The sequence below is a fragment of the Arthrobacter sp. NicSoilC5 genome (assembly GCF_019977395.1).
GTDB lineage: Bacteria > Actinomycetota > Actinomycetes > Actinomycetales > Micrococcaceae > Arthrobacter.
The window spans coordinates 2,007,470-2,033,454 of sequence record NZ_AP024660.1 but is presented as its reverse complement, the minus strand read 5'-3'; the positions used below and the strand labels follow the sequence as shown (position 1 = coordinate 2,033,454).

Annotated in this window: 36 protein-coding genes and 1 riboswitch; of the genes, 15 read left to right on the top strand and 21 right to left on the bottom strand. The window is 68.8% G+C overall.

All coding sequences use genetic code 11. The annotated features are described in order from the left end of the window. Positions 1 to 11: 11 nt before the first annotated feature. The 7 genes from LDO22_RS09565 to LDO22_RS09535 all read right to left on the bottom strand — a co-directional run bounded on the left by LDO22_RS09565 (position 12) and on the right by LDO22_RS09535 (position 4,458). Positions 12 to 1,412 (bottom strand): MBL fold metallo-hydrolase, encoded by a 1,401-nt coding sequence (locus tag LDO22_RS09565; RefSeq protein ID WP_224026921.1) that lies wholly within the window; start codon positions 1,410 to 1,412, stop codon positions 12 to 14. Between the two features lie 91 nt (positions 1,413 to 1,503). Then, complete coding sequence (locus LDO22_RS09560; RefSeq protein ID WP_224026920.1) at positions 1,504 to 1,914, bottom strand: rhodanese-like domain-containing protein; 411 nt, start codon at positions 1,912 to 1,914, stop codon at positions 1,504 to 1,506. Between the two features lie 2 nt (positions 1,915 to 1,916). Further along, on the bottom strand, positions 1,917 to 2,282 hold the full coding sequence (locus LDO22_RS09555) for a thioredoxin family protein (protein ID WP_224026919.1): 366 nt from the start codon (positions 2,280 to 2,282) through the stop codon (positions 1,917 to 1,919). A 93-nt stretch (positions 2,283 to 2,375) separates the two neighbouring features. Next, entirely contained in the window at positions 2,376 to 2,672 is a 297-nt protein-coding gene (locus LDO22_RS09550; RefSeq protein ID WP_109864070.1) for a rhodanese-like domain-containing protein, read from the bottom strand. Between the two features lie 49 nt (positions 2,673 to 2,721). Then, positions 2,722 to 3,063 (bottom strand): rhodanese-like domain-containing protein, encoded by a 342-nt coding sequence (locus LDO22_RS09545; protein WP_224026918.1) that lies wholly within the window; start codon positions 3,061 to 3,063, stop codon positions 2,722 to 2,724. 22 nt (positions 3,064 to 3,085) lie between these two features. Then, entirely contained in the window at positions 3,086 to 3,844 is a 759-nt protein-coding gene (locus LDO22_RS09540) for a sulfite exporter TauE/SafE family protein (protein WP_224026917.1), read from the bottom strand. Next, positions 3,841 to 4,458, bottom strand: a complete 618-nt coding sequence (locus LDO22_RS09535; RefSeq protein WP_224026916.1) for a rhodanese-like domain-containing protein — start codon at positions 4,456 to 4,458, stop codon at positions 3,841 to 3,843. Before LDO22_RS09535 ends, LDO22_RS09540 begins: the two co-directional genes overlap by 4 nt. 125 nt (positions 4,459 to 4,583) lie before the next feature. Between LDO22_RS09535 and LDO22_RS09530 the strand changes: the two genes are divergently transcribed. From LDO22_RS09530 to crcB, 6 genes are all read left to right on the top strand, one after another. Then, entirely contained in the window at positions 4,584 to 4,841 is a 258-nt protein-coding gene (locus LDO22_RS09530; protein ID WP_043452296.1) for a metal-sensitive transcriptional regulator, read from the top strand. Between the two features lie 73 nt (positions 4,842 to 4,914). After that, entirely contained in the window at positions 4,915 to 5,331 is a 417-nt protein-coding gene (locus tag LDO22_RS09525) for a DUF302 domain-containing protein (protein ID WP_224026915.1), read from the top strand. Between the two features lie 96 nt (positions 5,332 to 5,427). After that, a complete protein-coding gene (locus tag LDO22_RS09520) occupies positions 5,428 to 6,099 on the top strand; it encodes a haloacid dehalogenase type II (protein ID WP_224026914.1) in 672 nt (223 codons plus the stop codon). 55 nt (positions 6,100 to 6,154) lie between these two features. Next, a riboswitch (Fluoride riboswitch) is annotated at positions 6,155 to 6,241 on the top strand. A 66-nt stretch (positions 6,242 to 6,307) separates the two neighbouring features. Then, entirely contained in the window at positions 6,308 to 6,856 is a 549-nt protein-coding gene (locus LDO22_RS09515; RefSeq protein ID WP_224026913.1) for a universal stress protein, read from the top strand. Beyond that, positions 6,856 to 7,383: a CrcB family protein gene (locus LDO22_RS09510; RefSeq protein WP_224026912.1), complete on the top strand. Its 528-nt coding sequence runs from the start codon at positions 6,856 to 6,858 to the stop codon at positions 7,381 to 7,383. Before LDO22_RS09515 ends, LDO22_RS09510 begins: the two co-directional genes overlap by 1 nt. Continuing rightward, on the top strand, positions 7,380 to 7,757 hold the full coding sequence (crcB, locus tag LDO22_RS09505; RefSeq protein ID WP_224026911.1) for a fluoride efflux transporter CrcB: 378 nt from the start codon (positions 7,380 to 7,382) through the stop codon (positions 7,755 to 7,757). Before LDO22_RS09510 ends, crcB begins: the two co-directional genes overlap by 4 nt. 48 nt (positions 7,758 to 7,805) lie before the next feature. On the opposite strand, the gene LDO22_RS09500 is transcribed toward crcB, so the two are convergent. Then, positions 7,806 to 8,540 (bottom strand): CDP-alcohol phosphatidyltransferase family protein, encoded by a 735-nt coding sequence (locus LDO22_RS09500; RefSeq protein WP_224026910.1) that lies wholly within the window; start codon positions 8,538 to 8,540, stop codon positions 7,806 to 7,808. Between the two features lie 42 nt (positions 8,541 to 8,582). Beyond that, complete coding sequence (locus tag LDO22_RS09495; RefSeq protein ID WP_224026909.1) at positions 8,583 to 9,011, bottom strand: hypothetical protein; 429 nt, start codon at positions 9,009 to 9,011, stop codon at positions 8,583 to 8,585. 145 nt (positions 9,012 to 9,156) lie between these two features. Between LDO22_RS09495 and LDO22_RS09490 the strand changes: the two genes are divergently transcribed. Beyond that, positions 9,157 to 9,702 (top strand): YceI family protein, encoded by a 546-nt coding sequence (locus LDO22_RS09490; protein WP_159633211.1) that lies wholly within the window; start codon positions 9,157 to 9,159, stop codon positions 9,700 to 9,702. 26 nt (positions 9,703 to 9,728) lie between these two features. Here the strand turns inward: LDO22_RS09490 and LDO22_RS09485 are convergent, their stop codons facing one another. After that, positions 9,729 to 10,475: an ABC transporter permease gene (locus LDO22_RS09485; protein WP_224026908.1), complete on the bottom strand. Its 747-nt coding sequence runs from the start codon at positions 10,473 to 10,475 to the stop codon at positions 9,729 to 9,731. A gap of 141 nt (positions 10,476 to 10,616) precedes the next feature. Here LDO22_RS09485 and LDO22_RS09480 point away from each other — a divergent pair, with 141 nt between their 5' ends. Further along, complete coding sequence (locus LDO22_RS09480) at positions 10,617 to 12,593, top strand: amino acid transporter (protein ID WP_224026907.1); 1,977 nt, start codon at positions 10,617 to 10,619, stop codon at positions 12,591 to 12,593. On the opposite strand, the gene LDO22_RS09475 is transcribed toward LDO22_RS09480, so the two are convergent. Further along, positions 12,562 to 12,957: a hypothetical protein gene (locus LDO22_RS09475; protein WP_224026906.1), complete on the bottom strand. Its 396-nt coding sequence runs from the start codon at positions 12,955 to 12,957 to the stop codon at positions 12,562 to 12,564. The genes LDO22_RS09480 and LDO22_RS09475 overlap by 32 nt on opposite strands. A 139-nt stretch (positions 12,958 to 13,096) precedes the next feature. On the opposite strand from LDO22_RS09475, the gene LDO22_RS09470 reads away from it, so the two are divergent. Beyond that, positions 13,097 to 13,612, top strand: a complete 516-nt coding sequence (locus LDO22_RS09470) for a GNAT family N-acetyltransferase (RefSeq protein WP_224026905.1) — start codon at positions 13,097 to 13,099, stop codon at positions 13,610 to 13,612. A gap of 130 nt (positions 13,613 to 13,742) precedes the next feature. Here the strand turns inward: LDO22_RS09470 and LDO22_RS09465 are convergent, their stop codons facing one another. Next, entirely contained in the window at positions 13,743 to 14,663 is a 921-nt protein-coding gene (locus LDO22_RS09465; RefSeq protein WP_224026904.1) for a phosphotransferase, read from the bottom strand. Positions 14,664 to 14,729: 66 nt separating this feature from the next. Further along, positions 14,730 to 15,503, bottom strand: a complete 774-nt coding sequence (gene map / locus LDO22_RS09460; RefSeq protein WP_224026903.1) for a type I methionyl aminopeptidase — start codon at positions 15,501 to 15,503, stop codon at positions 14,730 to 14,732. A 144-nt stretch (positions 15,504 to 15,647) separates the two neighbouring features. Between map and LDO22_RS09455 the strand changes: the two genes are divergently transcribed. Genes LDO22_RS09455 through LDO22_RS09435 form a run of 5 tightly spaced genes read left to right on the top strand, consistent with a single transcriptional unit; the run spans position 15,648 to position 19,048 of the window. Continuing rightward, a complete protein-coding gene (locus tag LDO22_RS09455; RefSeq protein WP_159635807.1) occupies positions 15,648 to 15,998 on the top strand; it encodes a metalloregulator ArsR/SmtB family transcription factor in 351 nt (116 codons plus the stop codon). Then, entirely contained in the window at positions 15,995 to 16,696 is a 702-nt protein-coding gene (locus LDO22_RS09450; protein WP_224026902.1) for an aquaporin, read from the top strand. The genes LDO22_RS09455 and LDO22_RS09450 overlap by 4 nt, the downstream gene beginning before the upstream one ends. Then, the gene (locus LDO22_RS09445; protein WP_159633187.1) at positions 16,693 to 17,103 is read left to right on the top strand and encodes an arsenate reductase ArsC; all 411 of its coding nucleotides are present in this window, start codon (positions 16,693 to 16,695) and stop codon (positions 17,101 to 17,103) included. Before LDO22_RS09450 ends, LDO22_RS09445 begins: the two co-directional genes overlap by 4 nt. Before the next feature lie 12 nt (positions 17,104 to 17,115). Beyond that, on the top strand, positions 17,116 to 18,471 hold the full coding sequence (locus LDO22_RS09440; RefSeq protein ID WP_224026901.1) for an FAD-dependent oxidoreductase: 1,356 nt from the start codon (positions 17,116 to 17,118) through the stop codon (positions 18,469 to 18,471). A gap of 13 nt (positions 18,472 to 18,484) precedes the next feature. Beyond that, positions 18,485 to 19,048, top strand: a complete 564-nt coding sequence (locus LDO22_RS09435) for a DinB family protein (protein WP_224026900.1) — start codon at positions 18,485 to 18,487, stop codon at positions 19,046 to 19,048. Here LDO22_RS09435 and LDO22_RS09430 read toward each other — a convergent pair. The 7 genes from LDO22_RS09430 to LDO22_RS09400 all read right to left on the bottom strand — a co-directional run bounded on the left by LDO22_RS09430 (position 19,045) and on the right by LDO22_RS09400 (position 24,600). Then, a complete protein-coding gene (locus LDO22_RS09430; RefSeq protein WP_224026899.1) occupies positions 19,045 to 19,479 on the bottom strand; it encodes a hypothetical protein in 435 nt (144 codons plus the stop codon). The genes LDO22_RS09435 and LDO22_RS09430 overlap by 4 nt on opposite strands. Positions 19,480 to 19,603: 124 nt before the next feature. Beyond that, a complete protein-coding gene (locus LDO22_RS09425) occupies positions 19,604 to 21,067 on the bottom strand; it encodes a multicopper oxidase family protein (protein ID WP_224026898.1) in 1,464 nt (487 codons plus the stop codon). Further along, entirely contained in the window at positions 21,067 to 21,348 is a 282-nt protein-coding gene (locus tag LDO22_RS09420; protein ID WP_224026897.1) for an SHOCT domain-containing protein, read from the bottom strand. The genes LDO22_RS09425 and LDO22_RS09420 overlap by 1 nt, the downstream gene beginning before the upstream one ends. A gap of 89 nt (positions 21,349 to 21,437) precedes the next feature. Continuing rightward, positions 21,438 to 22,265, bottom strand: coding sequence for an oxidoreductase (locus LDO22_RS09415; RefSeq protein WP_224026896.1), 828 nt, complete (start codon positions 22,263 to 22,265; stop codon positions 21,438 to 21,440). 37 nt (positions 22,266 to 22,302) lie between these two features. Continuing rightward, on the bottom strand, positions 22,303 to 22,680 hold the full coding sequence (locus LDO22_RS09410) for a nuclear transport factor 2 family protein (RefSeq protein WP_224026895.1): 378 nt from the start codon (positions 22,678 to 22,680) through the stop codon (positions 22,303 to 22,305). Next, positions 22,677 to 23,705: an aldo/keto reductase gene (locus LDO22_RS09405; RefSeq protein ID WP_224026894.1), complete on the bottom strand. Its 1,029-nt coding sequence runs from the start codon at positions 23,703 to 23,705 to the stop codon at positions 22,677 to 22,679. Before LDO22_RS09405 ends, LDO22_RS09410 begins: the two co-directional genes overlap by 4 nt. Before the next feature lie 13 nt (positions 23,706 to 23,718). Further along, complete coding sequence (locus LDO22_RS09400; RefSeq protein WP_224026893.1) at positions 23,719 to 24,600, bottom strand: aldo/keto reductase; 882 nt, start codon at positions 24,598 to 24,600, stop codon at positions 23,719 to 23,721. Between the two features lie 86 nt (positions 24,601 to 24,686). On the opposite strand from LDO22_RS09400, the gene LDO22_RS09395 reads away from it, so the two are divergent. Further along, positions 24,687 to 25,607 carry a helix-turn-helix transcriptional regulator gene (locus tag LDO22_RS09395; RefSeq protein WP_224026892.1) on the top strand — a complete coding sequence of 307 codons (921 nt, stop codon included), beginning with the start codon at positions 24,687 to 24,689 and terminating at the stop codon, positions 25,605 to 25,607. 15 nt (positions 25,608 to 25,622) lie between these two features. Here the strand turns inward: LDO22_RS09395 and LDO22_RS09390 are convergent, their stop codons facing one another. After that, positions 25,623 to 25,985, bottom strand: a complete 363-nt coding sequence (locus LDO22_RS09390) for an STAS/SEC14 domain-containing protein (RefSeq protein ID WP_224026891.1) — start codon at positions 25,983 to 25,985, stop codon at positions 25,623 to 25,625.

Here is a 25,985-nt window from a genome sequence, read left to right as displayed (position 1 = left end):
GGCAGGTCCGGTTAGACCGCGGGGACGCTGTTCTGCCAGGCGCTCCAGGCGGCGTAGCTGCCGTCGAGTTCGACGACGTCGTACCCGGCACGGCGCAGGGCGCTGGCGGCTACGGAGTTCCGGACGCCGGACTGGCAGTAGGACACGATGGTTCCACCGATGGGCAGCTCGTCGAGGTGCCACATGACGCGGCCGCCGCTGAGCTGGTACGAGCCCGGGATGTGCCCGGCCTTGTGCTCGGTCTTGTTGCGGACGTCCAGGACCATGGCGGCGTCGAAACCGTCGAGTTCCTCAGGCTGGATCAGCTTGGGGGTGAAGGTGGGCAGCCCCTCGATGCCGGTCAGGTAGCCGGCCACGTTGTCGATGCCCACGCGGACCAGGTGGTCCCACATGTCCTGGGCCTGCTCCTGGTCCTTGGCCAGGAGCACCAGCGGGTTCGTGTCCGTTTCCGGGTTGACCACCCAGGCGCCGTAGCTGGCCACTGACTTGCCGGCCGGCACGTTCAGGGACCGGGCCACGGTGCCCTGGTGGACTTCGCCGTTGGAGCGGGTGTCGATGAACGTCAGGGTGTCATCTGCCAGGCCCTGGGCCACGACGGCGGTGTCCAGCTCCTGCAGCGGGGCACGCTCGCCCATGACGGCCGGGCCTTCACGGTTCTCGCGCTTCATGCGGCCGAAGTAGGCGTGGGCGTCCGGCTGGCCGTCGAGGAGCTCGTCGATGAAGCCCTGCTCGTCGTTGGCGGCCAGGTAGGGGCCCCACCAGGCGTAGAGGCGTTCGTAGCCCACCGTGGAGGACGGGATGGCACCCAGGGCCTTGCCGCAGGCGCTGCCGGCGCCGTGGGCGGGGTGGACCTGGACGTAGTCCGGGAGAGTGAGGAACTTGTCGCGGAGGCTGGCGAAGAGCTGCTTGGCGCCCTCGAAGCGGGTGTCCACGCCGCCGGCTGCCTCGTCCAGCAGGTCCGGCCGGCCCAGGTCGCCGGAGAACACGAAGTCTCCAGAGAGCAGGTAGCCGGGCTTGTCGCTGAACGCGCCGTCGGTCACCAGGAAGGACAGGTGCTCCGGGGTGTGCCCGGGGGTGTGGACTGCCTTGATGTTGATGTTGCCCAGGGTGATGGTGTCGCCGTCGTAGAGCCGCTCGCCCTCGAACTGGTACTGCCAGTCGGGTCCGCCCTCGCCGGAAACGTAGATCTTGGCGCCGGTGGCGGCGGCCAGTTCGCGGGTGCCGGAGAGGTAGTCGGCGTGGATGTGGGTCTCGGTGACGGCCACGATCTTCATGCCGTTCTTGGCGGCGAGCTCCTGGTACACGGCGATGTCGCGGCGTCCGTCCACCACGATGGCTTCGCCCTTGGCCTGGCAGCCGATGACGTAGCTGGCTTGTGCGAGGTCTTCGTCGTAAATGCGCTCGATAAGCATCTGGTGCTCTCCTTCAGTTGAAAGGGGATTGGGAGGTTGTTCTGCATTCAGTATAGATACCCCCGGGGGTATCCCGCAAGTGCGCTGCGGCCTATGCGGATGTCCTGCGGAAGAGCCGTCGCAGCAGGCGCCGGAGGCCTGGTGCTGCGGGGTTTTTTGATGGTGCCGGCTGGTCTGCCGGAGTGTGGCTGTAGCTGACGGGGTGCCCTGCCCGGTACCACTCGGTGATCCCGCCGGCCACGTTGACCGCGGTGTGTCCGCGGTCGGTGAGGATCCGCGCGGCCTGGCTGCTGCGCTTGCCCGAGCCGCACATCAGGTAGATGGTCGTATTGGGCAGGTCCGTGAGCCGGGAGGCCAATTCATCCAGGGGAATGTTCAGGCTCCCCGGGACGTGCGCGGTGGCGTGCTCCTCCCGGCTGCGGACGTCCACCAGCGTGACGCGGGGCCACGCCAGGGCGAGTTCGCCCGCCGTGCCCGTACGGAACGCCCGCTGGTCCGTCATGCTCAGACGTGCTGGTGTCCGGCTTCGTCGCGGAGCGTGTCCATGTCCAGGTTCTTCACGGCCTGGATGACTTCCTCCAGGCCCGTGGCGTTGAGGGCGCCGGGCTGGGAGAAGACCAGGGTCTTGTCCTTGAACGCCATCAGGGTGGGGATGGACGTGATGTTCGCTGTGGCGGCGAGAGCCTGTTCGGCCTCGGTGTCCACCTTGGCGAAGGTGATGTCCGGGTGGCGTTCGGCGGCGGCGCCGTAGGTGGGGGCGAACATGCGGCAGGGGCCGCACCAGGCTGCCCAGAAGTCAACGAAGACGATGCCGTTGTCCTCCAGGGTCTGGGCGAAGGATTGCTGGGTGATGTCGATGGTTGCTGCCATGATCTGTCGTGTCCTTTCGGGCGAAGTTTGTGGTTGCGCTGTGTTTGTTGGTTGCGCTGTGTTTGTTGGTTGCGCTGGGCCGCGGGACAGGGCCTAGGTGGTGGGGAGCCCGGCGCGGGTCCAGGCGGTCATGCCGCCGGCCATGGTGTCCGCCTTGTAGCCAGCGCCGTTGAGGGCATCGGCGACGGCGGCGCTGCGGTTGCCGCTGCGGCAGACGGCGATCACGGGCACGGCCGGGTCAAGCTCGCCCAGGCGGGCCTGCAACTGGCCCATCGGGATATGCAGTGCGCCGGGAATCATGCCCTCGGCGACTTCGAAGTCCTCGCGGACGTCGAGGATCCGGGCGGTGGAGCGGCGCTGTTCGGCTTCGGTGATGGTGATTTCAGCCATGGTGGTTCTCCTTCGAAGTGGTGTGTGGCTGGAGTTGGTGGTGGTGTTGCTAGCGGACGGGTTCGCCGGCCTGGCGCCAGGCGGCCATGCCGCCGCGCACCGAGTACGCGTCGTACCCCTTGGCGGCCAGCAGCCTGGCTGCCGAAGCGGAGCGGACGCCGGAGGCGCAGACGGCAATCACCGGACGGGTTTTCTGGATGCCTGCGGTGCTGGTCTGCAGCCGGTCCAGGGGAACGTGCTTGGCCTGCGGCGCCCGGCCGGTCCGCCATTCCTGGGCCGACCTGACGTCGATGAGCGTGGCCCCGGAACCCAGGAGTTCCTTGGCCTGGGCCACCGAAATCGTCTTGTAGGGCTTGCTGAAGGCCTTCTTGAGGGAATCAATCAGTCCCATGGTGTTCTCCTCTATGGATGGGTCAGGCGGTGACCGTGCCGGCGGTGACCCACGCCGCGACGGCGAAGATGAGTACCGCGAACGAGATGCGGATGTGTTTGTCGTGCAGCCGGCGCGCAAACCGGGCGGCAACCACAGATCCCACGATCGCCGGGATGGCGAACGCCAGGGTGGTGGCCCAGTCGATGGTGTAGCCGGCGGCGTGGGCGCTGAACCCGGCGGCCGAGTTGACGACGATGATGGCCAGCGACGTTCCCACGGCCTGCTTCATGCGCAGGCCCAGGAAGATGGTCAGCGCGGGGGTGATGAGGAAGCCGCCGCCCACGCCCAGCAATCCGGTGAGGAACCCGACCAGCAGGCCCACTCCCACGGCTTTCGGGGCGCAGGACCGGAATGCCCGGTTCGGCCCGGTGCTGCAGGACCCCTCGCTTTCGCGGGGCTTGCTGAGCATCCGGATGCCCGCGGCCACCATGATCCCGGCGAAGGCCAGCATCAGGATGTTCGGGTCCAGCAGCTTGCCCACGGCCGCACCGGCCCAGGCTGCCGGGATGCCGGCACCCCCCACCAGGGCGATCACGGGCCAGTTCAGGCCTTCCCGCAACCTGGGGAGCAGTGCTGCCAGCGAGGAGATTCCCACCACCAGCAGCGAGGTGGGAATGGCCTGGGCGGGGCTCATGCCCACGCCGTACACCAGGGCGGGAACAGCGATGATGGACCCGCCGCCGCCCACTACGCCCAGTACGACGCCGACGACGAGCCCCAGACCCAGGGCCGGGATCATGCTGCCGCGCCCTCTTCAGCCGGCTGCACGGGGAGCTGCAGGATGGCACTTTCGCGGGTGGGTTCCTTGGCGGCCTTGTTCCACGGCATGGCAGACAGGGCCTTGCCCATGGCGCAGGTGTTGGTCGCGGCCGAGAACGTCAGCCCGGTGCCGATGGCGCCGGCCAGCATGCGGACCTTGGGGGAGACGAACTTGCCCCCGGCCAGGCCCAGCATCACCAGGGAGCCTGCGGCCAGGCGGACCTGGCGTTCCAGGTCCCAGCGGTCCTTGCCCTTGACCACGTCGCCGCCGGCGGCGGCGAAGCCGGGAACCCCGCCGGTGAGCACGTAGGCGGTGTTGAGGCCAACAGCGGCCATGCGCTGGCGGGCCTGTTCGGCGCGGACGCCGGACTGGCAGACCAGGACAACGCGGGAGCCCAGGCGGGCAGCGAGCTCATCGGTGTGCTCGGAGAGCAGCGGAAGCGGCACGTTGTAGGAGCCGCGGATGTGCATGGTTTCGAATTCAGCGGCGGAGCGAACGTCGATCACCACAAGATCCTGGTGCTCTTTGATCCAGGACTGGAGGGCCTCAGGGGCGAGTGCAGTAACGGCTGTTGCTTTGGAAGGGGATGTCATGGGTGGCCTCTCGGAAGGGGTCGGGTGGATACCCCACCGAGTATTACAGATACCCCCGGGGGTAGTCAAAACACCCATGGGGGTATATAGTTGACGGCAAGCACCCCATCGATGGAGACCCCTTTATGGAACTGAACCCAACCGAACTCACGCCTGTGATCAACCGCCTCAAGCGCGCACAGGGCCAGCTCGCCGCTGTGACCCGCATGCTTGAGGAGGGCCGGGACTGCAAGGACGTCGTCACCCAGCTGGCCGCCGTGTCCAAGGCCCTTGACCGGGCGGGCTTCGCCATCATCGCTACCGGGCTTGAGCAGTGCATCGTCCAGAAGGACGAAACCATGGACCGGAAGGACCTGGAGAAGCTTTTCCTCTCCCTCGCCTGACCGGCGGCACGCTGCGCGCCCTGAGCCCCAGCACCCTCTAGACCCGCACCGCCCGGCAACTTCAAGGAGCATCATGACCTACACCCTGGCCACCACTGTTTCCCTTCCGTGGGCGGAGGCGCTGGAGCGCACCCGCGAAGCCCTCGCCGCGCAGGGGTTCGGGATCCTGACCGAAATCAACGTCCGGTCCACCTTCGAAGCCAAGCTGGGCGCCGAGGCCGCGGACGCCGTCGGGGATTACGTCATCCTTGGTGCCTGCAACCCGGCCCTTGCCAGCCGCGCCCTGGCTGCCGAACCCGAGATGGGTGCCTTGCTGCCCTGCAACGTGGTGGTGCGCCGGAACAGCTCCGCGGACTCCACCACGGTGGAAGCCATCGATCCGCAGACCATGGTGCAGCTCAGCAGCGCCCCTTCCGTGAAGGAAGTGGCGGACGACGCCGGCACTCGCCTGCGCAAGGCCCTCGCCAGCCTGGGCCAGACGGAAGGCTAGTCCCCGCAGCTCCCGTGTGGTCTACTGCTGACAGGCTTGGCCGGCCGGCAGCCGCCGGCAGGGCCTGCCCGTCGGCTGGAACCAGAAGGGAAGATCATGGCGGAACCACTGGTCATCGTCTTTGACGTCAACGAAACGCTCTCGGACATGGCCCCGCTCGGCGAGGTCTTTGCGCAGACCGGCGCGCCCCGCGGGCTGGCCAATCTTTGGTTCGCCACGCTCCTGCGGGACGGCTTCGCCCTCACTGCCAGCGGCGACAACCAGGCCTTCGCCACCATTGGCGGCGATGCCCTCCGCACCCTGCTGGAAGCCGAAGGGATCTCCGGGAACCTGGACACCGCCGTCGAACGCGTCATGGCCGCCCTGCAGAACCTCTCCCTTCACCCGGATGTCCCTGCCGGGGTCCGCGCCCTGGCATCCGCCGGGCACCGGCTGACCACTCTGACCAACGGCGCGGCCGCCAATACGGACAGGCTGCTGGTTGCCGGCGGCATCCGGGACAAATTCGAGCTGCTCCTCTCGGTGGAGGATGCCCCTGCCTGGAAACCGGCCAAAGCCGCGTACCTGTATGCGGGCGCCTCGGCCGGAGTGGATCCGTCCGGCATGTTGCTGGTCGCCGTGCACCCCTGGGACATCCACGGGGCAGCCAGGGCCGGGCTGCGGACCGCCTGGATCAACCGGACCGGCGCCCGCTACCCCTCGTATTTCCGGGCCCCCGACATCACCGTCGCGGCACTGACCGAGCTGCCCCCGGCCCTCGCCGCCTAAGCTGGTGGCCGGGGCCGCAGCCGTGGTGGCGGACGCCGCGGGAATACCTGTAGTCTCTGTTCACGGTGATGGATCCCGCCGGAAGGCCTGCGCAGGTGCGCGGTCTTCGAACCGCCACATGGCTGATGGTTCCTGCCTTTGACACGAAGGCAGGTGACCCGTGCCCGCGCCCGGTTCAGTCTTCCTGCCCCGCCGAACAGGAGAGCACATGACTGAGCCCGAGAAACCAGCCCCCTCCACCGGCGGCGTTCCCTATGCACCCCGGAAAATCAGCGGGCCGGTGCTCATGGGGGTGGTGCCGGGCCAGCCGCTGGCCGTGGCCCACCGCGCCGCCGAGCTGGCCTACAGCCTGGGCGTGAAGCTGGTCTGCGCCTACGTGGACGTCACCACCTACCTGGCTGAAGAGCCCGACGGCAGGGTGGAAGCCCGCCCCATCGACCCCGACGGGATTGATGACGACATCGAAGGCATCAGCGCCTCCATCGCCGGCCACCTCCGCGAAGCCCTGGACGGGACCGGGATCGACTGGTCCTTCGTGACGCTGGCCGGGGACCCTGCCAGGGCGCTGGGACGGCTGGCGGAAACCGCCGACGCGTCCGTCATTGTGGTGGGCACCCGGGAACGCGGACTCGGGGCGCGGCTGGAGGAACTGCTCGTGGGATCCGTGGCAGTCCATCTCACCCACCGCCAGCACCGGCCCGTCCTGGTGGTCCCGCTGGCCCCGCACCCCAGGCACCAGCCGAAAACGGACCACTGATGGAGCAGCCCGTCCCCAGGACCACAGCAGCCGCCGGCGCAGACCAAGGCACGCTGGGCGAGGCACGCATCCACCGGCCGGTCCACCTGCATCCCGGATTCGTCCTGGTGGTCATCGTTGGCGGCACCTTCGGCGCCCTGGCCCGTTACGGGCTGGGCAGCATCCTGCCCGCGCCGGGCGGCTGGCCGGTACCCACCCTGGTCATCAACCTGGCGGGGGCGTTCCTGCTGGGTGCCCTGCTTGAGGCCCTGGTCCGCCGGGGCCCTGACGCCGGACGGCTCCGGCTGGTCCGGCTGCTGGTGGGCACCGGGTTCCTGGGCGCCTTCACCACCTACAGCAGCCTGGCCGTGGAAGCCACCACCCTGTTCAGTGCCGGCCGCAGCGCCGACGCCTTCATTTACGTGGCAGCCTCCGTGCTGGTTGGAGCCGTGGCCACCGTGGCCGGCATCCGGCTGGCAGCAGCCCAGCATGCCCGGACCAGCTCCCGGCCGGACGCAGCCGGCTCCCCGAAGGAGGGAAACCGGTGAGTCCCCTGACCATCATCCTGCTGGGACTCGCCGGCGGGCTGGGAGCCGCCGCCCGCTTCGTGGTTGACGGCCTGGTGCGCGCCAACATCAGGACCGCCCTGCCGGTAGGGACCATTGCCATCAACGTCACGGGATCGTTCCTGCTGGGCCTGGTGGCAGGCGCCGTGATTATGCATGCGGCGCCGCCCGAGCTGCAGGCCATCGCCGGTACCGGATTCCTGGGCGGCTACACCACCTTCAGCACGGCAAGCTTCGAAACCGTCCGCCTGGTCCAGTCCGGCCGCACGGGCCTGGCCCTCCTCAACGCCTTGGGCACGGCAGCGGCCGCCGTGGCCGCCGCCGCCGGAGGCTTCGCCGTCGCGGGGCTGCTGTAACGGGACGGGCTGCTGTGACGCGACCGGGCGGCAGCGTACCCACACCAACTAGGCAACCGCGGCCGGCACACCCTGGAGTCCGGCGCGGTGCAGGTGTTCCAGTTGGACCACGTCGCGGGTAAAGGACAACGCGAGCAGGGCCAGGGCGAGTGCCGGTACCGACGCCGCGGCAACCGCAGGGACCCCGGGGAGGAGCGCGAACAGCAGCGCGAAGGGCTGGAACGCGCCAATGGCTTTGCGGGATGCGCTGGGCGGCAGCGCCACCCGAAGGTGCGGCCGGACGAGCCCCGCGGCGACGAACGCGTAGTACATGGCCCCGATGCCCAGCGTCCAGGGGCCCGCCACGGGAGCGGCGGCAACGGACAGTACCAGCACCAGGGCGGCGTCGGTGGCGGAATCGAACCGCGCCCCGGCAGGCGACGAGGTTCCGGTGCGCCGGGCCACCACACCGTCCAGCCCGTCCAGCAGGAACGCGGCGCCGCCCAGGACGGGGAGGAGCAGGTCTGCGCGGCGGCCCGTGAACAATTGCGGAACGGCCAGCACCGCGCACAGGGCCACGAGGACGGCGCGCAGCAGGGTGACCCGGTCGGCCGGCGTTGAGAACCGGGGGATCCGTCGCAGGACAGAGCCGGCGGCGGCCACGGCCACCAGGGCGCCCGCGCACAGCCCGGCCAGCTGGAGGACCGGCACGGAGGGGGACAGGGACGTCAGCCAGAGGGCCGACAACACATAGATGGAAACGGCGCCGAACGCATCCGGCACTGCCCGTTCAGCCGCGCCCATGTGCCACCTCCCCTTGCATGCTAACAACGGCGGGGGTGATGGTCACGGGCGGCGGCGCCGGGCCCGAAGCCTGGCGCCGTCGTCGGACGTTCTCCTGCGGCCGCCACGGACCAGGCCGGCGAAGGCCAGCACCGCGCCGGCTCCCTCGGCAACAGCGCTGAGGGTCTTCGAGAAGAACCAGACGGGGTCGTACATGGCCGGGATCGGTCCGATGGCCGGGATGTCCACGTACCTGTACAGCACGACGGCGGCGAACGCGCTGAGGGCAACCACCAGGGCCACGGCATAGGAAGCCCTGCTGCCGCGGACCAGGACATAGACGCCGGCCACCAGCGCCGCGGCGGCTTCGAGCAGGAACAGGGTGCCCTGGCTGACAGTGCCCGGCTGCGCGTTCTGGTAGCCCGGGGCCAGGAAGAGGTGGACGCCGGCATCAATGAACAGCGCCAGGGCGGTCAGTAATCGTAGAGCCACGCTTATGTATACGCCGGAAGTTCCCTTCCGGTTCATACGGCCCTGTTTTCCATGTGGGTTTCGGGGGGAATATTTAGGGGCATCCGCAGTCTTGCGCCTGTAGCGGGCGGCTGAGCCTGCGGCCCTACGAGTAAGGAGAACTGCCATGACCCTTCCCAAGGAACTCACGCCTGGAACCTGGACCCTGGACATGTCCCACAGCGAGATCGGCTTCAGCGTCCGCCATGCGGGGATCAGCAAGGTCCGGGGCCGTTTCACCGAAGCCCAGGCCGAGGCACGCGTGGGCCAGTCCCTGGCGGACTCGTCGGTGCACGCCACGGTATCCACCGCCAGCTTCAACTCCGGCGACGCCAACCGCGACGCCCACGTACGCGGCGAAGACTTCTTCGACGTCGAGAAGTACCCCGAGATGACCTTCCGCGGCACCTCCATCGAAGGGGACGGCGAGGAATACACCCTGACCGGGGACCTCACCATCAAGGGCGTCACCCGGCCCATCGAGCTGGAAGTCGAGTTCACCGGCGTTGCCGTTGACCCGTTCGGCGCCACGCGGGCCGGCTTCTCCGCCGAGACCGAAATCAGCCGCAAGGAATTCGGGCTCACCTGGAACGCTGCGCTGGAGGCCGGCGGCCTGCTGGTCAGCGACAAAGTAAAAATCAGCTTGGAAGCGGCCCTGGTCAAGCAGGGCTGACGCAGCAGTTCCGCGGCGCCCGTCTGTTAGGGCGCCGCGGGCCGTACCTTCACGTTGCCCAGCGAACGGATCAGTGCCACCGCGGTGATGGACCCGGCGGCCATGATTGAGGCGAGCACCACCACCTGGAACCGGCCCGCCTCCAGGGGTGAGGCGCCGCCGAAGATGGCGCCCACGAACGCTCCCGGCAGCGTGACCAGGCCGGTGGTCTTGGTCTGGTCCGTGGACGGGATCAACGCTGAATGCACCGCCTGCCGGGCTTGGAAGAGGGTGGCCTGCCGGGGCGTGGCGCCCAGCGCCAGCCAGCCCTCCACCTGGTCCCACTGCTCCACCACCGCCTCGAAGAAGCGGCGGCCGGCCAGGGTGGCAATGGTCATGGAGTTGCCGATCACGATTCCGCCCACCGCCAGCGCGTACCGGGGGGAGAACTCGATGGCGCCCGTTCCGAACACGACCCCCAGCGTCACCAGGATCCCGGCGGCCATGGTTGCCGCCACCACGGCAAAGCGCCGCCAGGACCAAGTGAGCCGCCGCGCCGCCGTCACGGACGCCACTGTGAACATGACCAGCAGGGCGGCGCCCACCCACAGGGGATTGGTGATGATGCCGCCCAGCACCAGGCTGATGACCGCCAGTTGGGCGGCGCCGCGGAGGATGGCCAGGGCGGGGGAGAGGTACGACGGCGTCCGCGCGCCCCACAGGATGCCCACCGTGAGTGCCGCCAGGATGGCAATGGCCACGAGGGTGGGCAGCAGGGCGGCAATCACGGACACCCCGCCAGCTTACTGACCGCACTGCGTCGCAAATCACGCGTCAAGGAATCATTAAGAAATGCCTTTTCGGCGCTCCCGCCCTTTTGGCCGGTGCTAGCTTCGCAAGGGTCGCGATGCAAAGGGCAGCGCGGAAAGGCAGACATGACCACGTTGAGCAGGCCCCCGGCGGATCCGTCCGCGCCCCACGCCCACGGCAGGAAGGCGCTCCAGGACTGGCTGCTGTTTGGGCTGCAGGACAGCAAGGGCGCCCACCCGGGTCCCGGCGGCGTGCCGACGCAGCACGAGAAGAAGCATTCGTGGTGGCAGGTCATGTGCCTGACGGGCGTGGACTACTTCTCCACCCTGGGCTACCAGCCGGCCATCGCCGCGCTGGCCGCAGGGGTCATCTCCCCGCTGGCCACCCTGGTGCTGGTGGCGGTGACCCTGCTCGGCGCCCTGCCGGTGTACCGCAGGGTCGCCGGGGAAAGCCCCCGCGGTGAAGGCTCCATCGCCATGCTCGAGCGGCTGCTGCCCCGGTGGGGCGGCAAGCTCCTGGTCCTCGTCCTCCTGGGGTTCGCCGCCACTGACTTCATGATCACCATGACCCTCTCGGCCGCCGACGCCACCGCGCACCTGCTGGGCAATCCCGTGGCGCCGGGCTGGCTCCAGACCCAGAACGTCCCCGTGACGCTCTTCCTCCTGGCCCTGCTCGCGGCAGTGTTCCTGCGGGGATTCAAGGAAGCCATCGGCGTCGCGGTGGTCCTGGTGGTTCTCTACCTGGGCTTGAACGCCGTGGTGGTGGTCGCCACCCTGGCGCAGGTGCTCACGCATCCCGCGGCCATGGGGGACTGGTGGACCAACCTGTGGGTGTCGCACGGAAACCCGGTCATGGCCGTGGCCATCGCGCTGCTGGTGTTCCCCAAGCTGGCCCTGGGCCTCTCCGGCTTCGAAACCGGCGTGGCCGTGATGCCGCAGGTGCGGGGCGCTGAGGACGACACGGAGGAGAACCCCGCAGGCCGCATCCGGGGCGCCCGGCGCATGCTCACCACCGCCGCTGTGATCATGAGCGTTTTCCTGCTGACCACCAGCTTCATCACCGTGGTCCTGATCCCGGAACAGGAATTCCAGCCCGGCGGCCAGGCCAACGGCCGTGCCCTGGCCTTCCTGGCGCACGAATACCTGGGTGTGGGCTTCGGCAGCGTCTATGACATCAGCACCATCGGCATCCTCTGGTTCGCCGGCGCTTCGGCCATGGCAGGGCTGCTGAACCTGGTGCCGCGGTACCTCCCGCGCTACGGCATGGCTCCGGCCTGGGCCAAGGCTGTGCGGCCCCTGGTCCTCGTCTTCACCCTGATCGGCTTCCTGATCACCTTCATCTTCAACGCCGACGTCGACGCCCAGGGCGGCGCGTACGCCACCGGCGTCCTGGTGCTGATGACTTCCGCCGCGGTGGCCGTCACGCTCTCGGCGCGCCGGCGGAGGCAGCGGAACCTCACGGTGGGCTTCGGTGTCATTTCGGTCGTGTTCGCGTACACCACGGTGGCCAACATCTTCGAACGGCCCGAGGGCATCCGGATCGCCGCCATCTTCATCCTCGGCATCATCGTCATCTCGCTGCTGTCCCGGGTCCGCCGTTCCTTCGAGCTGCATGCGACCCGGGTTCATCTGGACCAGCAGGCCCTGGAGTTCATGTCCAGCGCCCTGGACGGGCCCATCGCCATCATCGCCCACGAGCCGCTGCGGATGTCCGCGGAGGCCTACCGGGACAAGCTCGAGTCAGCCATCGAGGTCAGCCACCTCCCGCTGGCAGGTGACGCCCTGTTCCTGGAGGTCGTCGTGGACGACTCCTCGGATTTCGAAACCGAACTGCACGTCCGCGGCGTGAACCGGCACGGGTACCACATCCTGGAAGTCCACGGCCCGGTGGTGCCCAACACCATCGCCTCTGTGCTGCTGCACATCCGGGACGTCACGGGCCTGATGCCGCACATCTACTTCCGCTGGACCGAGGGGAACCCCATCACCAACCTGGTCCGGTTCCTGTTCCTGGGCGAGGGCGAGATCGCGCCGGTGACCCGCGAGGTGCTGCGCGAGGCCGTACCGGACGTTACCCAGCGGCCCTGGGTCCACGTCGGCTGATGGGCTCCACCGCGGCCGCAACCCGGGCGGCGTCCGCCAGGCTGGAAGGGGCGTTCGCGCTGAAGGCTGCCTCGGCGTCGTCCTCCCATACGCCTGCCGCGAGCACCACAACGTGCACCATGTCGCCGTAGGAATCGTTGCAGGCAAGGATGTCGCCGGGAACCCGGTGCGGATGCGGGCCGGCTGAGGGCCAGGGCTGGAAGATGACCCACCACGGGTCCCCGTCCTGGTCCGGGAAGGTGTAGCCGGCCACAGGATGAAGGGCGCGGCCGTTCAGCCCGCGTCCGCCGTAGCCCTCCACGGCGTCGGCGGATGCGGCGAACTTGACCCTGCCGCGGTCCGCTGGCTCCTCATCCCACCGCATCTGCCCTCCCTGGCTCCTATGCCTCCATCAAAGGGCCGCACGGGTGGAATCGGGGCGGGCGGGCTGTTTTATTGACGAATTTTTTACGCCGCCGCCTGCCTGGGCGGTGGCCCGCGGGCGCCACACCATAATGGGATCCATGGACAGCCCCGTGATCCGCCCCATGTGCCCCGATGACTGGGACGCCGTCCACGCAATTTACGCCGCCGGCATCGCCACGGGGGAGGCGACGTTCGAGAGCGAGCCGCCCACCTGGGAAGCGTTCGACGCCGTGCGGTTGCCTGAGCACCGGATCGTCGCCGGGGATGCGGGGCGGGTCCTGGGCTGGGCCGCCGTGTCCCGGGTTTCCTCCCGCGAGGTGTACCGGGGCCTGGTGGAGCACTCCATTTATGTTGACCCGCAGGCCCAGGGCCGGGGCGTGGGCCGGCTCCTGCTGGCCGCCCTGATCGAATCCACGGAGGCGGCGGGCATCTGGACCATCCAGTCCAGCATCTTTCCCGAGAACGCCGCCAGCCTGGCGCTGCACCAAAAGCTGGGCTTCCGGGTGGTGGGGACCCGGGAGCGGATTGCGCAGATCAGCCATGGCCCCAAGGCCGGGCACTGGCAGGACACGCTGCTGCTGGAACGCCGCAGCGGCGTGGTGGGGACGGAATAGCTCCTACCGCGAGGGCAGGGTCAGGATCTCTGCGCCGCGTCCGCCCAGGTTCAGTACGCGATAGCCGACTCACCTGCTGCGGCGCAGGGGTGATCGAAGCATGCGGAATTGCCGGCAACGCAGTTCACTGTCACCCCAGCAACGCCTCGAGATCCGGAAGCCGGCAGAACAAGTCGGGGAGGCCGCGCACCCCGTCGCGCACGGACTCATGCGACAGCGCGAGGTCTGGCCCGGTGCTTGCCTCAACACCGGCGAGGCACCGGAGGATGTTCCACCTCGTGTGCCCCAGCCAGCCGCCGATTATGAACGCAAACCAGCTTGGACCCGGCGGCGGCAGCGTTCCGCCCCCTGCCACATAGCCGTCGAGAACCGAGCGGAAAATGGCGGGCCTGATGTCATCGACGCCGGGCCCCTTCGCAAGGCTCAGCGCGGTCGATCCGAGCTCGCCGGACAGGTCGAGCATCCCCGAGAGTTCCCAGTCGAGCACCACCGGCCGGCCCTCTCGAGCGAGCAGGTTCCACGGTTGGATGTCTCTGTGCGTCAGAACGACTGGGCCTGGCCGATTGCAGGTGTCAACGAAGCGGGCAATCGCGAGGAACGTTTCGACCTGGGAGGCGAGCTCTGCAGCCCACGGTTGTCCGGTCGCCGCCGCCTGGACGGCGAGCTCAGCCCAGTCCCTTGACGCCTGCTCCTCGATCAACGCGTCGCTCCACGCGACGTCGAGCGAATGGATACGCGCGAGAATCTCACCGATCTCAAACGCGTAGCTCGCCGACACCGGCGCTTCGGCCTTCCCGCCATCGACCCATCGGTGAACGAGTGTGTTGTGGTCGGCCGAAATCGGCTCTGGCATCGGAATGCCGGCAGCGAAGGCGGCCCGCTCAAACCGGAGCACGTCCTTGATGCGATAGGGCCAGCGGCGATCGACCAGGTTCAACTCCTTCACCGCGAACGACCCATCGTCAGTGTCGAGCCGGTACATCCGGTTGGCGAACCCGCCATGGACGCGAATCATCGGCCCGACGGGCACACCGAGATGCGAAAGGTTCACCTCCCCATTTTAGGAGGCGGCGGTTGGTCGACGCCCGAGGTGAACGTGGTGGGGACGGAATAGCTCCTACCGCGAGGGCAGGGTCAGGATCTCGGCCCCGTCCTCGGTGATGGCGATGGTGTGCTCGGTGTGCGCCGTCCGGCAGCCGGTGGCGCTCCTGAGGGTCCAGCCGTCGTCGTCCGTTACCAGCTCCGCCGTGTCCGCCATGATCCACGGCTCCAGGGCCAGCAGCAGCCCGGGCCGCAGCTTGAAGCCGCGGCCGGGCCGCCCCGTGTTGGGGACGTGCGGGTCCTGGTGCATGGTGGAGCCGATCCCGTGGCCGCCGAACTGGGTATTGACCGGATATCCCGCATCGCTAAGGACCCGGCCGATGGCGTAGGAGATGTCGCCGATCTTCGCGGCCGGCCCGGCGGCGGCGATTCCGGCGGCCAGCGCCCGCTCGGTGGCCTCGATCATGGCCACGCTCTCCGCCCGGCGTGATTCGCCCACGATGAAGCTGATGGCGGCGTCGGCGGCCATCCCGTTCTTGACGACGGCGAGGTCCAGGGTCAGCAGGTCGCCGTCGGCCAGATCGTAGTTGTGGGGGAGTCCGTGCAGCACGGCATCGTTGACGCCCGTGCAGATGTAGTGCCCGAACGGGCCCCGGCCAAACGACGGGGCATAGTCCACGTAGCAGGATTCGGCCCCGGCCTCGGTGATCATCTCCTTGGTCCACTGGTCGATGTCCAGGAGATTGGTGCCCACCGTGGCGCGGCTCTTCATGGCCTGCAGGATGTCCGCCACCAGGGCGCCGGTCTCCCGGGCGCGGGCTACTTCAGCGGGGTTCAGGATCTCGATCATGGTGGCGCCCTTCATCTCCGGCCGGTAAATCTACGGGCCATCCTATTTGTCCTTTCTCCGCGCGCCGCAAGGGAAGAGCGTAATTAGCGGGAAAATATGGGGATTGCCAAGGACATAGATGAATGTAAATATTTATGTGTGTCTATGTCCCTGAAGCTGACCCCTGTGGAAGCCGCGGCGTGCTGCCCGCCGCTGGCCCGGGAACCGTTGACCGAGCCGGAAGCGGAAGGAGTTGTCCCGCTGCTGAAGGCGCTGGCCGATCCTGTCCGGCTGCGGCTGATGTCCCTGGTTGCCTCGCATGAGGGCGGCGAGGCCTGCGTCTGCGACCTCAACGATGCCTTCGAACTGTCCCAGCCCACCATCAGCCACCACCTGAAGATCCTGCACGAGGCGGGGCTGCTGGACCGGGAGAAGCGCGGCGTGTGGGTCTACTACCGCGCCCGGACCGAGGCGCTGCAGAACCTGGCGGCCCTGATCGGCGGGCAGGCAGCGTGAGTGTGCTGGGCCGCAAAGCTGCTGCGGAGTTCGTGGGCACCGCGTTCCTGGTCATGGCGGTGGTGGGCTCGGGCGTCATGGCCTCGCGGCTTTCACCGGACGACGCCGGGCTGCAGCTTCTGCAGAACAGCCTCGCCACGGGTGCCGCGCTGGTGGCCCTGATCGTGGCACTCCAGCCGGTCTCGGCGTCGTTCAACCCCGTGGTGACCCTGGTGGAACGGGCCCTGGGCCTGATCGATACAGGGACCACCGCGGCGTTAGTGGCCGCCCAGGTTCTGGGCGGCCTGGCCGGCACCGTGGCGGCGAACCTGATGTTCGGGCTGGACGCGGTCACGGTTTCAACGCACGTCCGCACCGGTCCCGCGCTCTGGCTGGGCGAGGTCATCGCCACCGTAGGGCTGCTGGTGGTCATCTTCGGCACCGTGCGCTCCGGCCGGGCAGACCGGGTCGCCTTCGCCGTCGGCGGCTACATCACCGCAGCGTACTGGTTCACCAGCTCCACCAGCTTCGCCAACCCCGCCGTGACCATCGCCCGGACGGTCACGGACACCTTCGCCGGCATCGCGCCGTCGTCGGCCCCTGCCTTCATCCTCGCCCAACTGTTGGGCGGCGCCGCCGGGTACGTCCTGGTCCGGTTCCTTTACCCACCCCTCGCAACTCCCGCCGTCGCCACGGCTGACCGAAAGGTGCTCTCATGAGCCAGAAGCCCTCCGTCCTGTTCGTCTGCGTCCACAACGCGGGCCGGTCCCAAATGGCGGCCGCCTTCCTCACCACGCTGTCCAAGGGCGCCATCGAGGTCCGCTCCGCCGGATCGCAGCCGGCCGAGAAGGTCAACCCGGCCGCCGTCGAGGCGATGGCCGAGGTGGGCATCGACATGTCTGCCGAGATCCCCAAGGTCCTCACCACTGAGGCCGTGAAGGATTCCGACGTGGTGATCACCATGGGCTGCGGCGACGAGTGCCCCTACTTCCCGGGCAAGCGCTACGAGGACTGGGTCCTGGAGGACCCCGCCGGCAAGGGCGTCGACTCCGTGCGGCCCATCCGCGACGAGATCAAGGGCCGCGTCGAAGCCCTGATCGCCTCCCTTATCCCCGCTTCGGCCTGAAAGGTTGACGCCATGACATCACAGGAGTCACTGCCCGTAGCCGTAATCGGCGCCGGACCCGTAGGCCTGGCCGCCGCCGCGAACCTGCTGGAACGCGGGCTGGAACCGCTCGTCTTCGAGGCCGGTCCCGCCGTCGGGGCCACCATCCGTCAATGGGGGCACGTCCGCGTGTTCTCCACCTGGAAGTACAACCTGGACCCCGCCTCGGTGCGGCTGCTGGAGCGCCATGGCTGGGAAGCTCCACGGCCCACCGCGCTGCCGTACGGCGCCCAGATTGTCTCCGAGTACCTGGAGCCGCTGGCCGCGACGCCGGAGCTCAAGGACCGGATCCGGACCGGGTCCCGGGTTGTTGCCGTCACCCGGCAGGGCATGGACAAGGGCCGCAGCCAGGGCCGGGACAGTGCCCCGTTCCTCCTGCGCATAGGGCACGACGGCGGCCAGGTCACCGAGGTGCTGGCCCGCGCCGTGATTGATACGTCCGGTACCTGGAGCAGCCCGGCGCCGCTGGGATCGTCCGGCCTGGCCGTTCCGGGTGAGGCCGAGGCGCGTGCAGCCGGGCTGGTCACAGGCCCCCTGCCGGACGTTTCCGCTGGTGGTTTTGCCGGCCGCCGCACGCTGGTCATCGGCTCCGGGCATTCCGCTGCCAACATGGTGCTGGACCTGGCCCGCGTGGCCCGCGCCAACCCCGGCACCGAAGTCCTGTGGGCCATCCGCGCCGCCACCCCGGCCCGGGCCTACGGCGGCGGCGACGCCGACCAGCTGCCCGCCCGCGGCCAGCTCGGGGCCCGGCTCCGCACCGCCGTCGAGAGCGGCGCTGTCCGGCTCCTGACCAGCTTCCACACGGCGTCCATCGACGTTCAAGGCGACGCCCTGACCGTGCACGCGGCGGACGGCCGGTCCGTGTCGGTGGACCGGGTCATTCCCGCCACGGGGTTCCGCCCGGATTTGGCCATGCTGTCCGAGCTGCGGCTGGACCTGGACCCCGCCGTCGAGGCACCCAAGGCCCTGGGCCCGCTGATCGACCCGGATTTCCACAGCTGCGGCACCGTTCCTGCCCACGGCGCCCGGATCCTTGAGCAGCCGGAAAAGGACTTCTACCTGGCGGGCATGAAGTCCTACGGCCGCGCGCCCACGTTCCTCATGGCCACCGGGTACGAGCAGGTCCGCTCCATCGCCGCCGCCCTGGCCGGGGACACCGCAGCCGCGGACGCCGTCGAACTTGAACTGCCGGAAACCGGCGTGTGCTCCACCAGCATCCCGGACGATGCCGGGGATGCTGCCGCGGACACCTGCTGCTCCGCCCCGGTGCCGGTGACGATCGGGTTCGCTACCGGGCTGCAGCACGGCAGGTCCGGAGCGGCTGTCTAGCGGGAGCGCCATCATGCCTGACGAGGATCCGGTGCGGCAGGAACTGCTGTGGATCGCGGCCGACTTCCGGAGCATCGTCCTGGGCGCCTCGGCGGATGAGCTGGACCTGTCCTCCCACGGAACGCGATGGACCAACCGGCAACTGCTGTTCCACATGGCTCTGGGACAGAATATCGCCCTTGCAGGGATCCCCCTCCTGGGGCTGTTCTCGCACCTGCCTCCCGGGGCCTCCCGCCGCTGGAGCCGGCTACTGGACTCCTGTTCAGGTCCATACAACTGGGTGAACTGGGCCGGAAGCGCAGCAGCAGGGCAGGTCCTGGCGCCGCAGGCCATGGCCCGGATGATGCACCGGACCACCGGGATCATCGTCCACTGGTACAGCCGCGCGGGCAGCAAGGCCCTGGACCGCGGCATGACCATGCCCGTGCGCTGGGATCCCTACTTCCTTCCGTGGATGAGCCGCCGGGACATCCTGGAGTGGGCGCCCAAGCACTACCGCCACCACCGTGCCCAGTTGAGCCTGACCACGCTTCCAGGAACGCTCGACGGCGGCGCGGACCAGCGACCTGGACCTTAGGAAGAGGACGGGTCACCCCAATTGACGCCGATGGATCGGCCGCGGGCGAAATGGGCGTTCGCGATGTCGTTGACGTCGCGGAGGCTCTTCCCCGGGTGGGCCAACCGGATCCACTCGTAGTCCCACTCCTGCATGTCCCGCACGCGGCTTATCCGTCTGTGGGCCCGCAGTTGGGCGGTGAGATCCTCGCCGCTGGGGACCACTCGGGGCGGGGCAACCACGGGTTGCGGCCTGGGTGGGGGCATCTTGGCCGGCCGGGCCGGTCCACTTGTCGAGCGGACCAGCGCCACAGTCAGCCCAACCACACCTGCAGCAATCAGCAGGACCCACCAGTACTGGATGATCAGCGCTACAACGATGAGGACGAAGAAGGGGGCGCACCCGATAGCGCCGGCGCCCTTGCCGGCTGGGCGGCGTCGTTTGGCTGCCATGCTGGTTCCTCTTGCGCAGTGGTGGAACGTTAGGAATCCACTCTCGCACCGGGCGGGAGCCCTGTCATGAGTAGTGGCTACTCGATTTTGGCGCCTTCGCCGTACCCTGGCCGGCGGGGCGTCCTCAGCGCACTTCGATGGCGCCCATCATGCCCAGGTCCTCGTGGTCCAGGATGTGGCAGTGGTACGCCGAGCGCCCGCGGAAGTCGGCAAAAGCGATCCGGACCTTGACCTGTCCGTTCGCCGGGATGTTCACCACGTCGCGCCAGTCCGGGGAGGAGCCTGCCGGGGCGTTGTCCCCCAGCACCTGCATCGGCCAGACATGCAGGTGGAACGGGTGGTCCATGGGGCTGGTGTTGACCAGGGTCCATTCCTCGACGGTGCCCGCCGCCGCCGTCGTGTCCGTCCTGCCCGCGTCGAATTCCCTGCCGTTGATGGTGAAACGCATCATGCCACCTCCGCCCATGCCCATGCCGGTGAACAGGATGATCTGCCGGTGGGCCGCCACGGTGGACTGCCGGAGGTCGGCGTGGGCAGGCTGCGCGGGGACGGCGGGCGGGGGAGCGGCGGATTCCCCTGTGACCCGGAAGGTGGCCAGCACGGCGCCCTCGGTTCCATCGGTGGCACCGCCCGGGGCAGGGCCGGCCCCCATCATTCCGGCCATGCTTCCTCGGTTGTACCGGAACGTGCGCAGCACTGATTCGCCCGCGGCCGTGGTGACCAGGAGGTCCGCCCGGTTCCCGGGGGTGAGCAGCAGCTCCTCCACCTCCTGCGGTTTCTCGAAGCGGCCCGAATCCCGGCCCAGCAGTTCCAGTTTCTGCCCGTCCAGCCGCAGCCGCAGGTAGCGGGCCACGCAGGCGTTGACGATCCTCCACCTTTCCCGCTGCGCCGGGACCGCGCTGATCAGGGGGTTGCCCTGGCCGTTGACCAGGAGCAGGTCCCCTTCCCTGCCCGTCATCCGGTCCATCAAGGAGACGGCGCTAATCTTCCCCGCCGGGTCCAGCGTGGTGTCTGAGACCACGAGTAAACGCTCCGCGCTGGCCTGGATGGGGTCCGGGTCCTCCACGATGATCGCGCCGAACAGCCCGGCGAAAATTTGGTCCGCCACCATGCCGTGGTGGTGCGGGTGGTACCAGTACACGCCGGGCGGGTGGTTTCCCGGCAGCTGGTATTCGTAGTCAAAGGAACTGCCCGGACCGACGGCGATGAACACGTTGTCCCCGTTGTTTTCCGGGGAGACGTGGAGGCCGTGCACGTGCAGGTTGGTGGGCTGGGAGAGGCTGTTGGCGAGCGTGATCTTCAGGACGTCCCCGGCGCGGACCCGCAACGTTGGCCCGGGGACGCTGCCGTTGTAGCCGAGCGCCGTGGCCTGCCGGCCGCCCAGCTGGACCTGGGCGGCTGCGGCTTCGAGCCGGACCTGGAGCTTACCGGCGTCGCTGCGCAGTTCCTGCGGCTGGCCCAGGCTGCTTCCAGTGGTTGGGCCGGGCCGGGAGGACAGTGACCAAACCAGGCCCGTGCCGCCGGCCGCGGCCGCCGCAGTTCCCAGACCACCCAGGAGCAGCGCCTGCCGCCGGCTGATGGGTCGCACTACCTGCCCTCGCCAAGCACCTTGAGCTGTTCGCGGTACTGGTCGGCGGTGAGTTCGCCCCGCGCAAAGCGTTCATCCAGGATTTGGCGCGCAGTGGCGGGCAGTGTGCCGGGTGGCCCGGCCTGGCTCCGGCGTGCGCCAGTGCCGCTGCCGCCGGTGCCGCTGCCACCGATTCCGCCGCCAAACGCCCGCACAGCCAGCCAGACGAGCAGTCCGATGCCCAGGAGCAGGAGAACCGCCCAGATCCACCATCCCGGACCCTGCCCATAACCCCACATCATCACGGGAGCCCTTTCCCTCAGGTGTGCTCCGATTCTCGTTAGCCTGCGGGGACAGGGGTAGAGTCCGAGGTCCCCACCCGACCTTGCGCCTAATCGATGTCGGTGCTGGTGCTCAGCTCCTGCCATTGGTCCAGCTCGGCGCGCTGGACCTCGGCCACCTTGCCGAATGCACCGAACGCGTCCGTGCCCAGGACCAGCAGGCCCGGCGGGTTGGGGGAATCGACGACGGCGAGGATCGCCTTGGCTGCCTTGTCCGGGTCCCCGGGCTGGTTGCCGTGGGCGGTGTCGACTTCCTTGCGGCGCTTGCCGGCCGTGTCCGCGTAGTCACCGATCGCCGTCGCCGACTGTGTGAGCGAGCGGCCGGCGAAGTCGGTGCGGAAGCCGCCCGGCTCGATGGCGGTGACGTTGATGCCCAGCGGCTTCAGCTCGTTGCGCAGTGATCCGGACATGCCCTCCAGCGCTGCCTTGGTGGCCGCGTAGTAGCCCGAGCCGGCCGGGGTGATGCGCGCCCCGATGGAGGAGATGTTCAGGATGGTCCCGGACTTGTTGGCCCGCATGCCCGGGACCACGGCTTTGATCATGTCCACGGCGCCGAAGAAGTTGGTGTCGAACAGGCGGCGGATGTCGGCGTCGTCCGCTTCCTCCACGGCGGCGCGGTAGCCGTAGCCGGCGTTGTTCACCAGCACGTCGATGCTGCCGAACTTCTCCTCGGCTGCCTGCACAGCCGCCGTAATCTGCGCCTTGTCGGTGACGTCCAGGGGGAGGGCCAACGCGGTGTCCGGGAAGCCGGCCGTGATGTCCTGCAGCGTTTCCACCTTCCGGGCGGTGACGACGGCGTTGTGCCCGGACGCGAGCACGGTTTCCGCGAGTGCCCGGCCAAGTCCGGTGGAGCAGCCTGTGATGAGCCACGTTGCCATGGGTTTTCCTTTCATAGGGTTTGAAAACAGGTGGGGGTTACCAGGTGGAGGCGACGGTATGGGAGATGACCCAGCCGTTGCCGCGCAGCTCGAACCAGGAGCGCAGCCTCAGGCGCCAGTCGCCCCTGGACCCCCAGATCGTAGCGTTGGTGAGGGTGCGGGCATTGAGCTGGGGAGCCTTGCCTTCGGCACCGAAGCGGGCCTCCACGGTTTCAATCCGGTGGTATTGCATCTCGCCCGATTGGATGGCGGCCAGCCACTCGGCCTTGGGCTGCACGTAGCCGGTCATGTGGGTCAGCGTGTAGTCCTCGGCGAGGATGCCGTCCAGCCCGGCCACGTCCCCTGAGACCATCGCTGCGCAGAGGACGTCGTGGAGCTCTCGCACCTCCCCTGCGGTGGCGGCGTCCCCGCTCACGCCCGGTGCCGCCGTCGTGCGTGTGCTGTCAGTTCGTGGGTGCCGTAACTGTTGTCGTCCGGGTTGACCGTGACGCCGGGGGCCACCAGCTGGTCGATGCGGTCCAGCACCGCAGGTGCCAGGACGGTGTCCGCGGCCGGGAGGTAGGACTCCAGCTGCTCCATGGTGCGCGGACCCACGATCGCGGACGTGACGCCCGGGTGGTTGATCACGAACGCGATGGCCAGCTCGATCATCGTCACGCCTGCCCATTCGGCCACCTGCGCGAGTTCCTCCACGATGTCCAGCTTGCGCTGGTTGGCGGGCTGGCTCATGTCGAACCGGGCACTGGGCCGGCGGGACGAGGTGGGCCGGGACGGGGAGTCCTTCCGCCACCGGCCGGAGAGCCAGCCGCCGGCCAGCGGGCTGTAGGTGAGGGTTCCCATCCCGTGGCGCTGGACTGTGGGGAGGACGTCCTCTTCGATGCCGCGGGCCAGGATGGAGTAGGGCGGCTGTTCCGTGACGAACCGCTCCAGGTTGCGCTCGCGGGACGCCCACTGCGCCTCCACGATCTGGGAGCCGGAGTAGGACGAGGAGCCGATGTAGCGGACCTTGCCCTGCCGGACCAGGTCGGTGAGGGCGCCCAGGGTCTCCTCCACGTCAGTGTCCGGGCTGGGGCGGTGCACCTGGTAGAGGTCGATGTGGTCGGTGTTCAGCCGGCGCAGCGAGTTCTCCACCTCCCGCATGATCCAGCGCCGCGAGCCGCCGCGCTGGTTGGGGTCTTTTTCGTCCATGGGCATGAAGAACTTGGTGGCCAGGAAAACGTCGTCGCGGCGCCCTGCAATTGCTTCGCCGACGATTTCCTCCGAACCGCCACCGGAGTAGACGTCTGCGGTGTCGATGAAGTTGATGCCGGCGTCCAGGGCGCGGTGGATGATGCGGGTGGCGTCGGCGCGGTCGTCGTTGCCCCAGGGGCCGAACATCATGGCGCCGAGGCACAGGGGGCTGACCTGCACACCGGTGCGGCCGAGCGGGCGGTATTCCATTGTTGCTTCTCCTTTAGGCTTCCGGGATGACCATGGCGAACCGCTCCGGGCGGGCCACGTCAGGGTCCGGTCCGCTGCGGACGCCGGTGTCCAGGGCGTCGATGGTCTGGAGCTCCGCCGGGGACAGCTCAAAGCCGAACACGTCGAAATTCTCCGCGATGCGCACCGGGTTGGTGGACTTGGGAATGGCGGAGCGGCCCTGCTGCAGGTGCCAGCGGAGCATCACCTGCGCGGGGGTCTTGCCGTGGGCCTGCGCGACGGCGGCAATCGCCGGGTCCCGCATGACGTTTTTCCGGTTCTCGCCCCACCCCGGATAAAAGGTGATGCCGCCGATGGGCGACCACGCCTGGGTCAGGATGCCGTGCTCCGCGTCCGCTGACTGGACCTCCCGCTGCTGGAAGTAGGGGTGCAGCTCGATCTGGTTGACGGCGGGAACGGTGTCCGTCTCGGCGAGCAGCTGCTGAAGGTGGTGCGGCATGAAGTTGCTGACGCCGATGGCCCGCACCCGCCCGTCCTTGAACAGGGTTTCCAGGGCCTTGTACGCGGCGATGGTCTTTTCCATCCGGTCCGGCGCGGGCTGGTGCAGGATGAGCAGGTCCAGCTGTTCCACGCCCAGCTTGCCCACCGCCTTGTCCCAGGCGTGCAGGGCCTGGTCGTAGCCGTAGTCGCTGACCCAGACCTTCGTCTCGATGAAGACCTCTTCGCGCGGCAGCCCGGACCGGCGGATCCCTTCGCCCACCTCGCGCTCGTTGCCGTACGCGGCGGCGGTGTCGATGTGCCGGTAGCCCACCTCGAGCGCTGTCTGGACGGCCGCCGTCGTCTCTTCCGGGGGACTTTGGAAAACGCCCAGGCCAAGGGCTGGCATGGTGACGCCGTTGTTGAGTTTCAGTTCCATGCCTCCACGCTATTTCGGCGCGCGGGTTTGTGGGAGGGCTTGCCAGTCCCTCCTTCGCTGCCTGCCCGGGGCGTAGCGTGGGGGGCATGACCAACAGCGAGGACGTGCGGAAATTCCTGACCTCCCGCCGCGCCCGGCTCACCCCGGAGGAGGCGGGCCTGCCGGCGTACGGCGGCAACCGGCGCGTGGCGGGGCTCCGGCGGGAGGAAGTGGCCATGCTTGCGGGCCTCAGCATCGACTACTACATCCGGCTGGAGCGGGGGAACCTTTCGGGCGCGTCGGACAGCGTCCTGGAGGCCTTGGGGCGGGCGCTGCAGTTGGACGACGCCGAGACGGCCCACCTTTTCGACCTGGCCCGCGCGGCCACCGCAGCCCCGCGGGTGCGGCGGAAGCGGAGCCCCCTGACCGTGCGCCCCAGCGTCCAGCGGGTCATCGACGCGATCACCGCGGCCCCCGCCTGGGTCCGCAATGACCGCGGCGATGTGCTGGCCTCCAATGAGCTGGGCCGGGCCCTGTACCTGGACATGATGGCGGACCCGGTCACCCCGCCCAACAGTGCACGGTTCACCTTCCTGAACCCGAAGGCGCGCGAGTTCTTCCGCGACTGGGAGCGCAGCGCGGACGACATCGTAGCCGTCCTGCGCTCCACGGCCGGGAAGAACCCGTACGACAAAGACCTTTCGGACTTGATCGGCGAGCTGTCCACCCGCAGCGAGGAGTTCCGTGTCCGTTGGGCGCGGCACGATGTGAAGTACCACCGCACGGGCCGGAAACGGCTGCACCACCCGGTGGTGGGGGACCTGGACCTGACCTATGAGGCGATGGAGCTTCCCGCGGACCCGGGCCTGCGGATCAACATCTACACGGCCGAGCCCGGCACGCCCTCCGAGGACTCACTGAAGGTCCTGGCTAGCTGGGCCGCGACGCAGCAGGCAGCCGCGCAGGGCGGAGGGGCGCAGGCGGCGGCCGGGGTGCCCGGGACGCAGGCAACGCGCGGCGACAGCTGAACGCTGCTGCAGGGCCTACGGCTGGTGTTCTTCCTCCAGCCACGCCATTGCCTCGTCCATGGACGTGAAGAACCGGGTGGGGTGCACCGGTTTGTGCCGCCCGGTGTAGAAATCGGCAATGGTCTGGTCCACGGGGGAGGTGCCCACCACGGCGGCGCGTGTCAGGGGCCAGGTGCCGGCGAAAGCTTTCAGGGCGCCCTGGTCAATCCACTCCACGCCCGTCATCTCGACCAGCAGCGGCAGGGTGCGGCCTGCGCTGAGGACTTTGGCGCGCTTCATCAGCGCCTCCGCGTCGCGCTCGGTGACCACGTCCCCGTGCCCCCACTTGAGGTGCAGCAGTTTCCCGGAGAGCTCGATGGTGCCGGTGACGTCATCCAT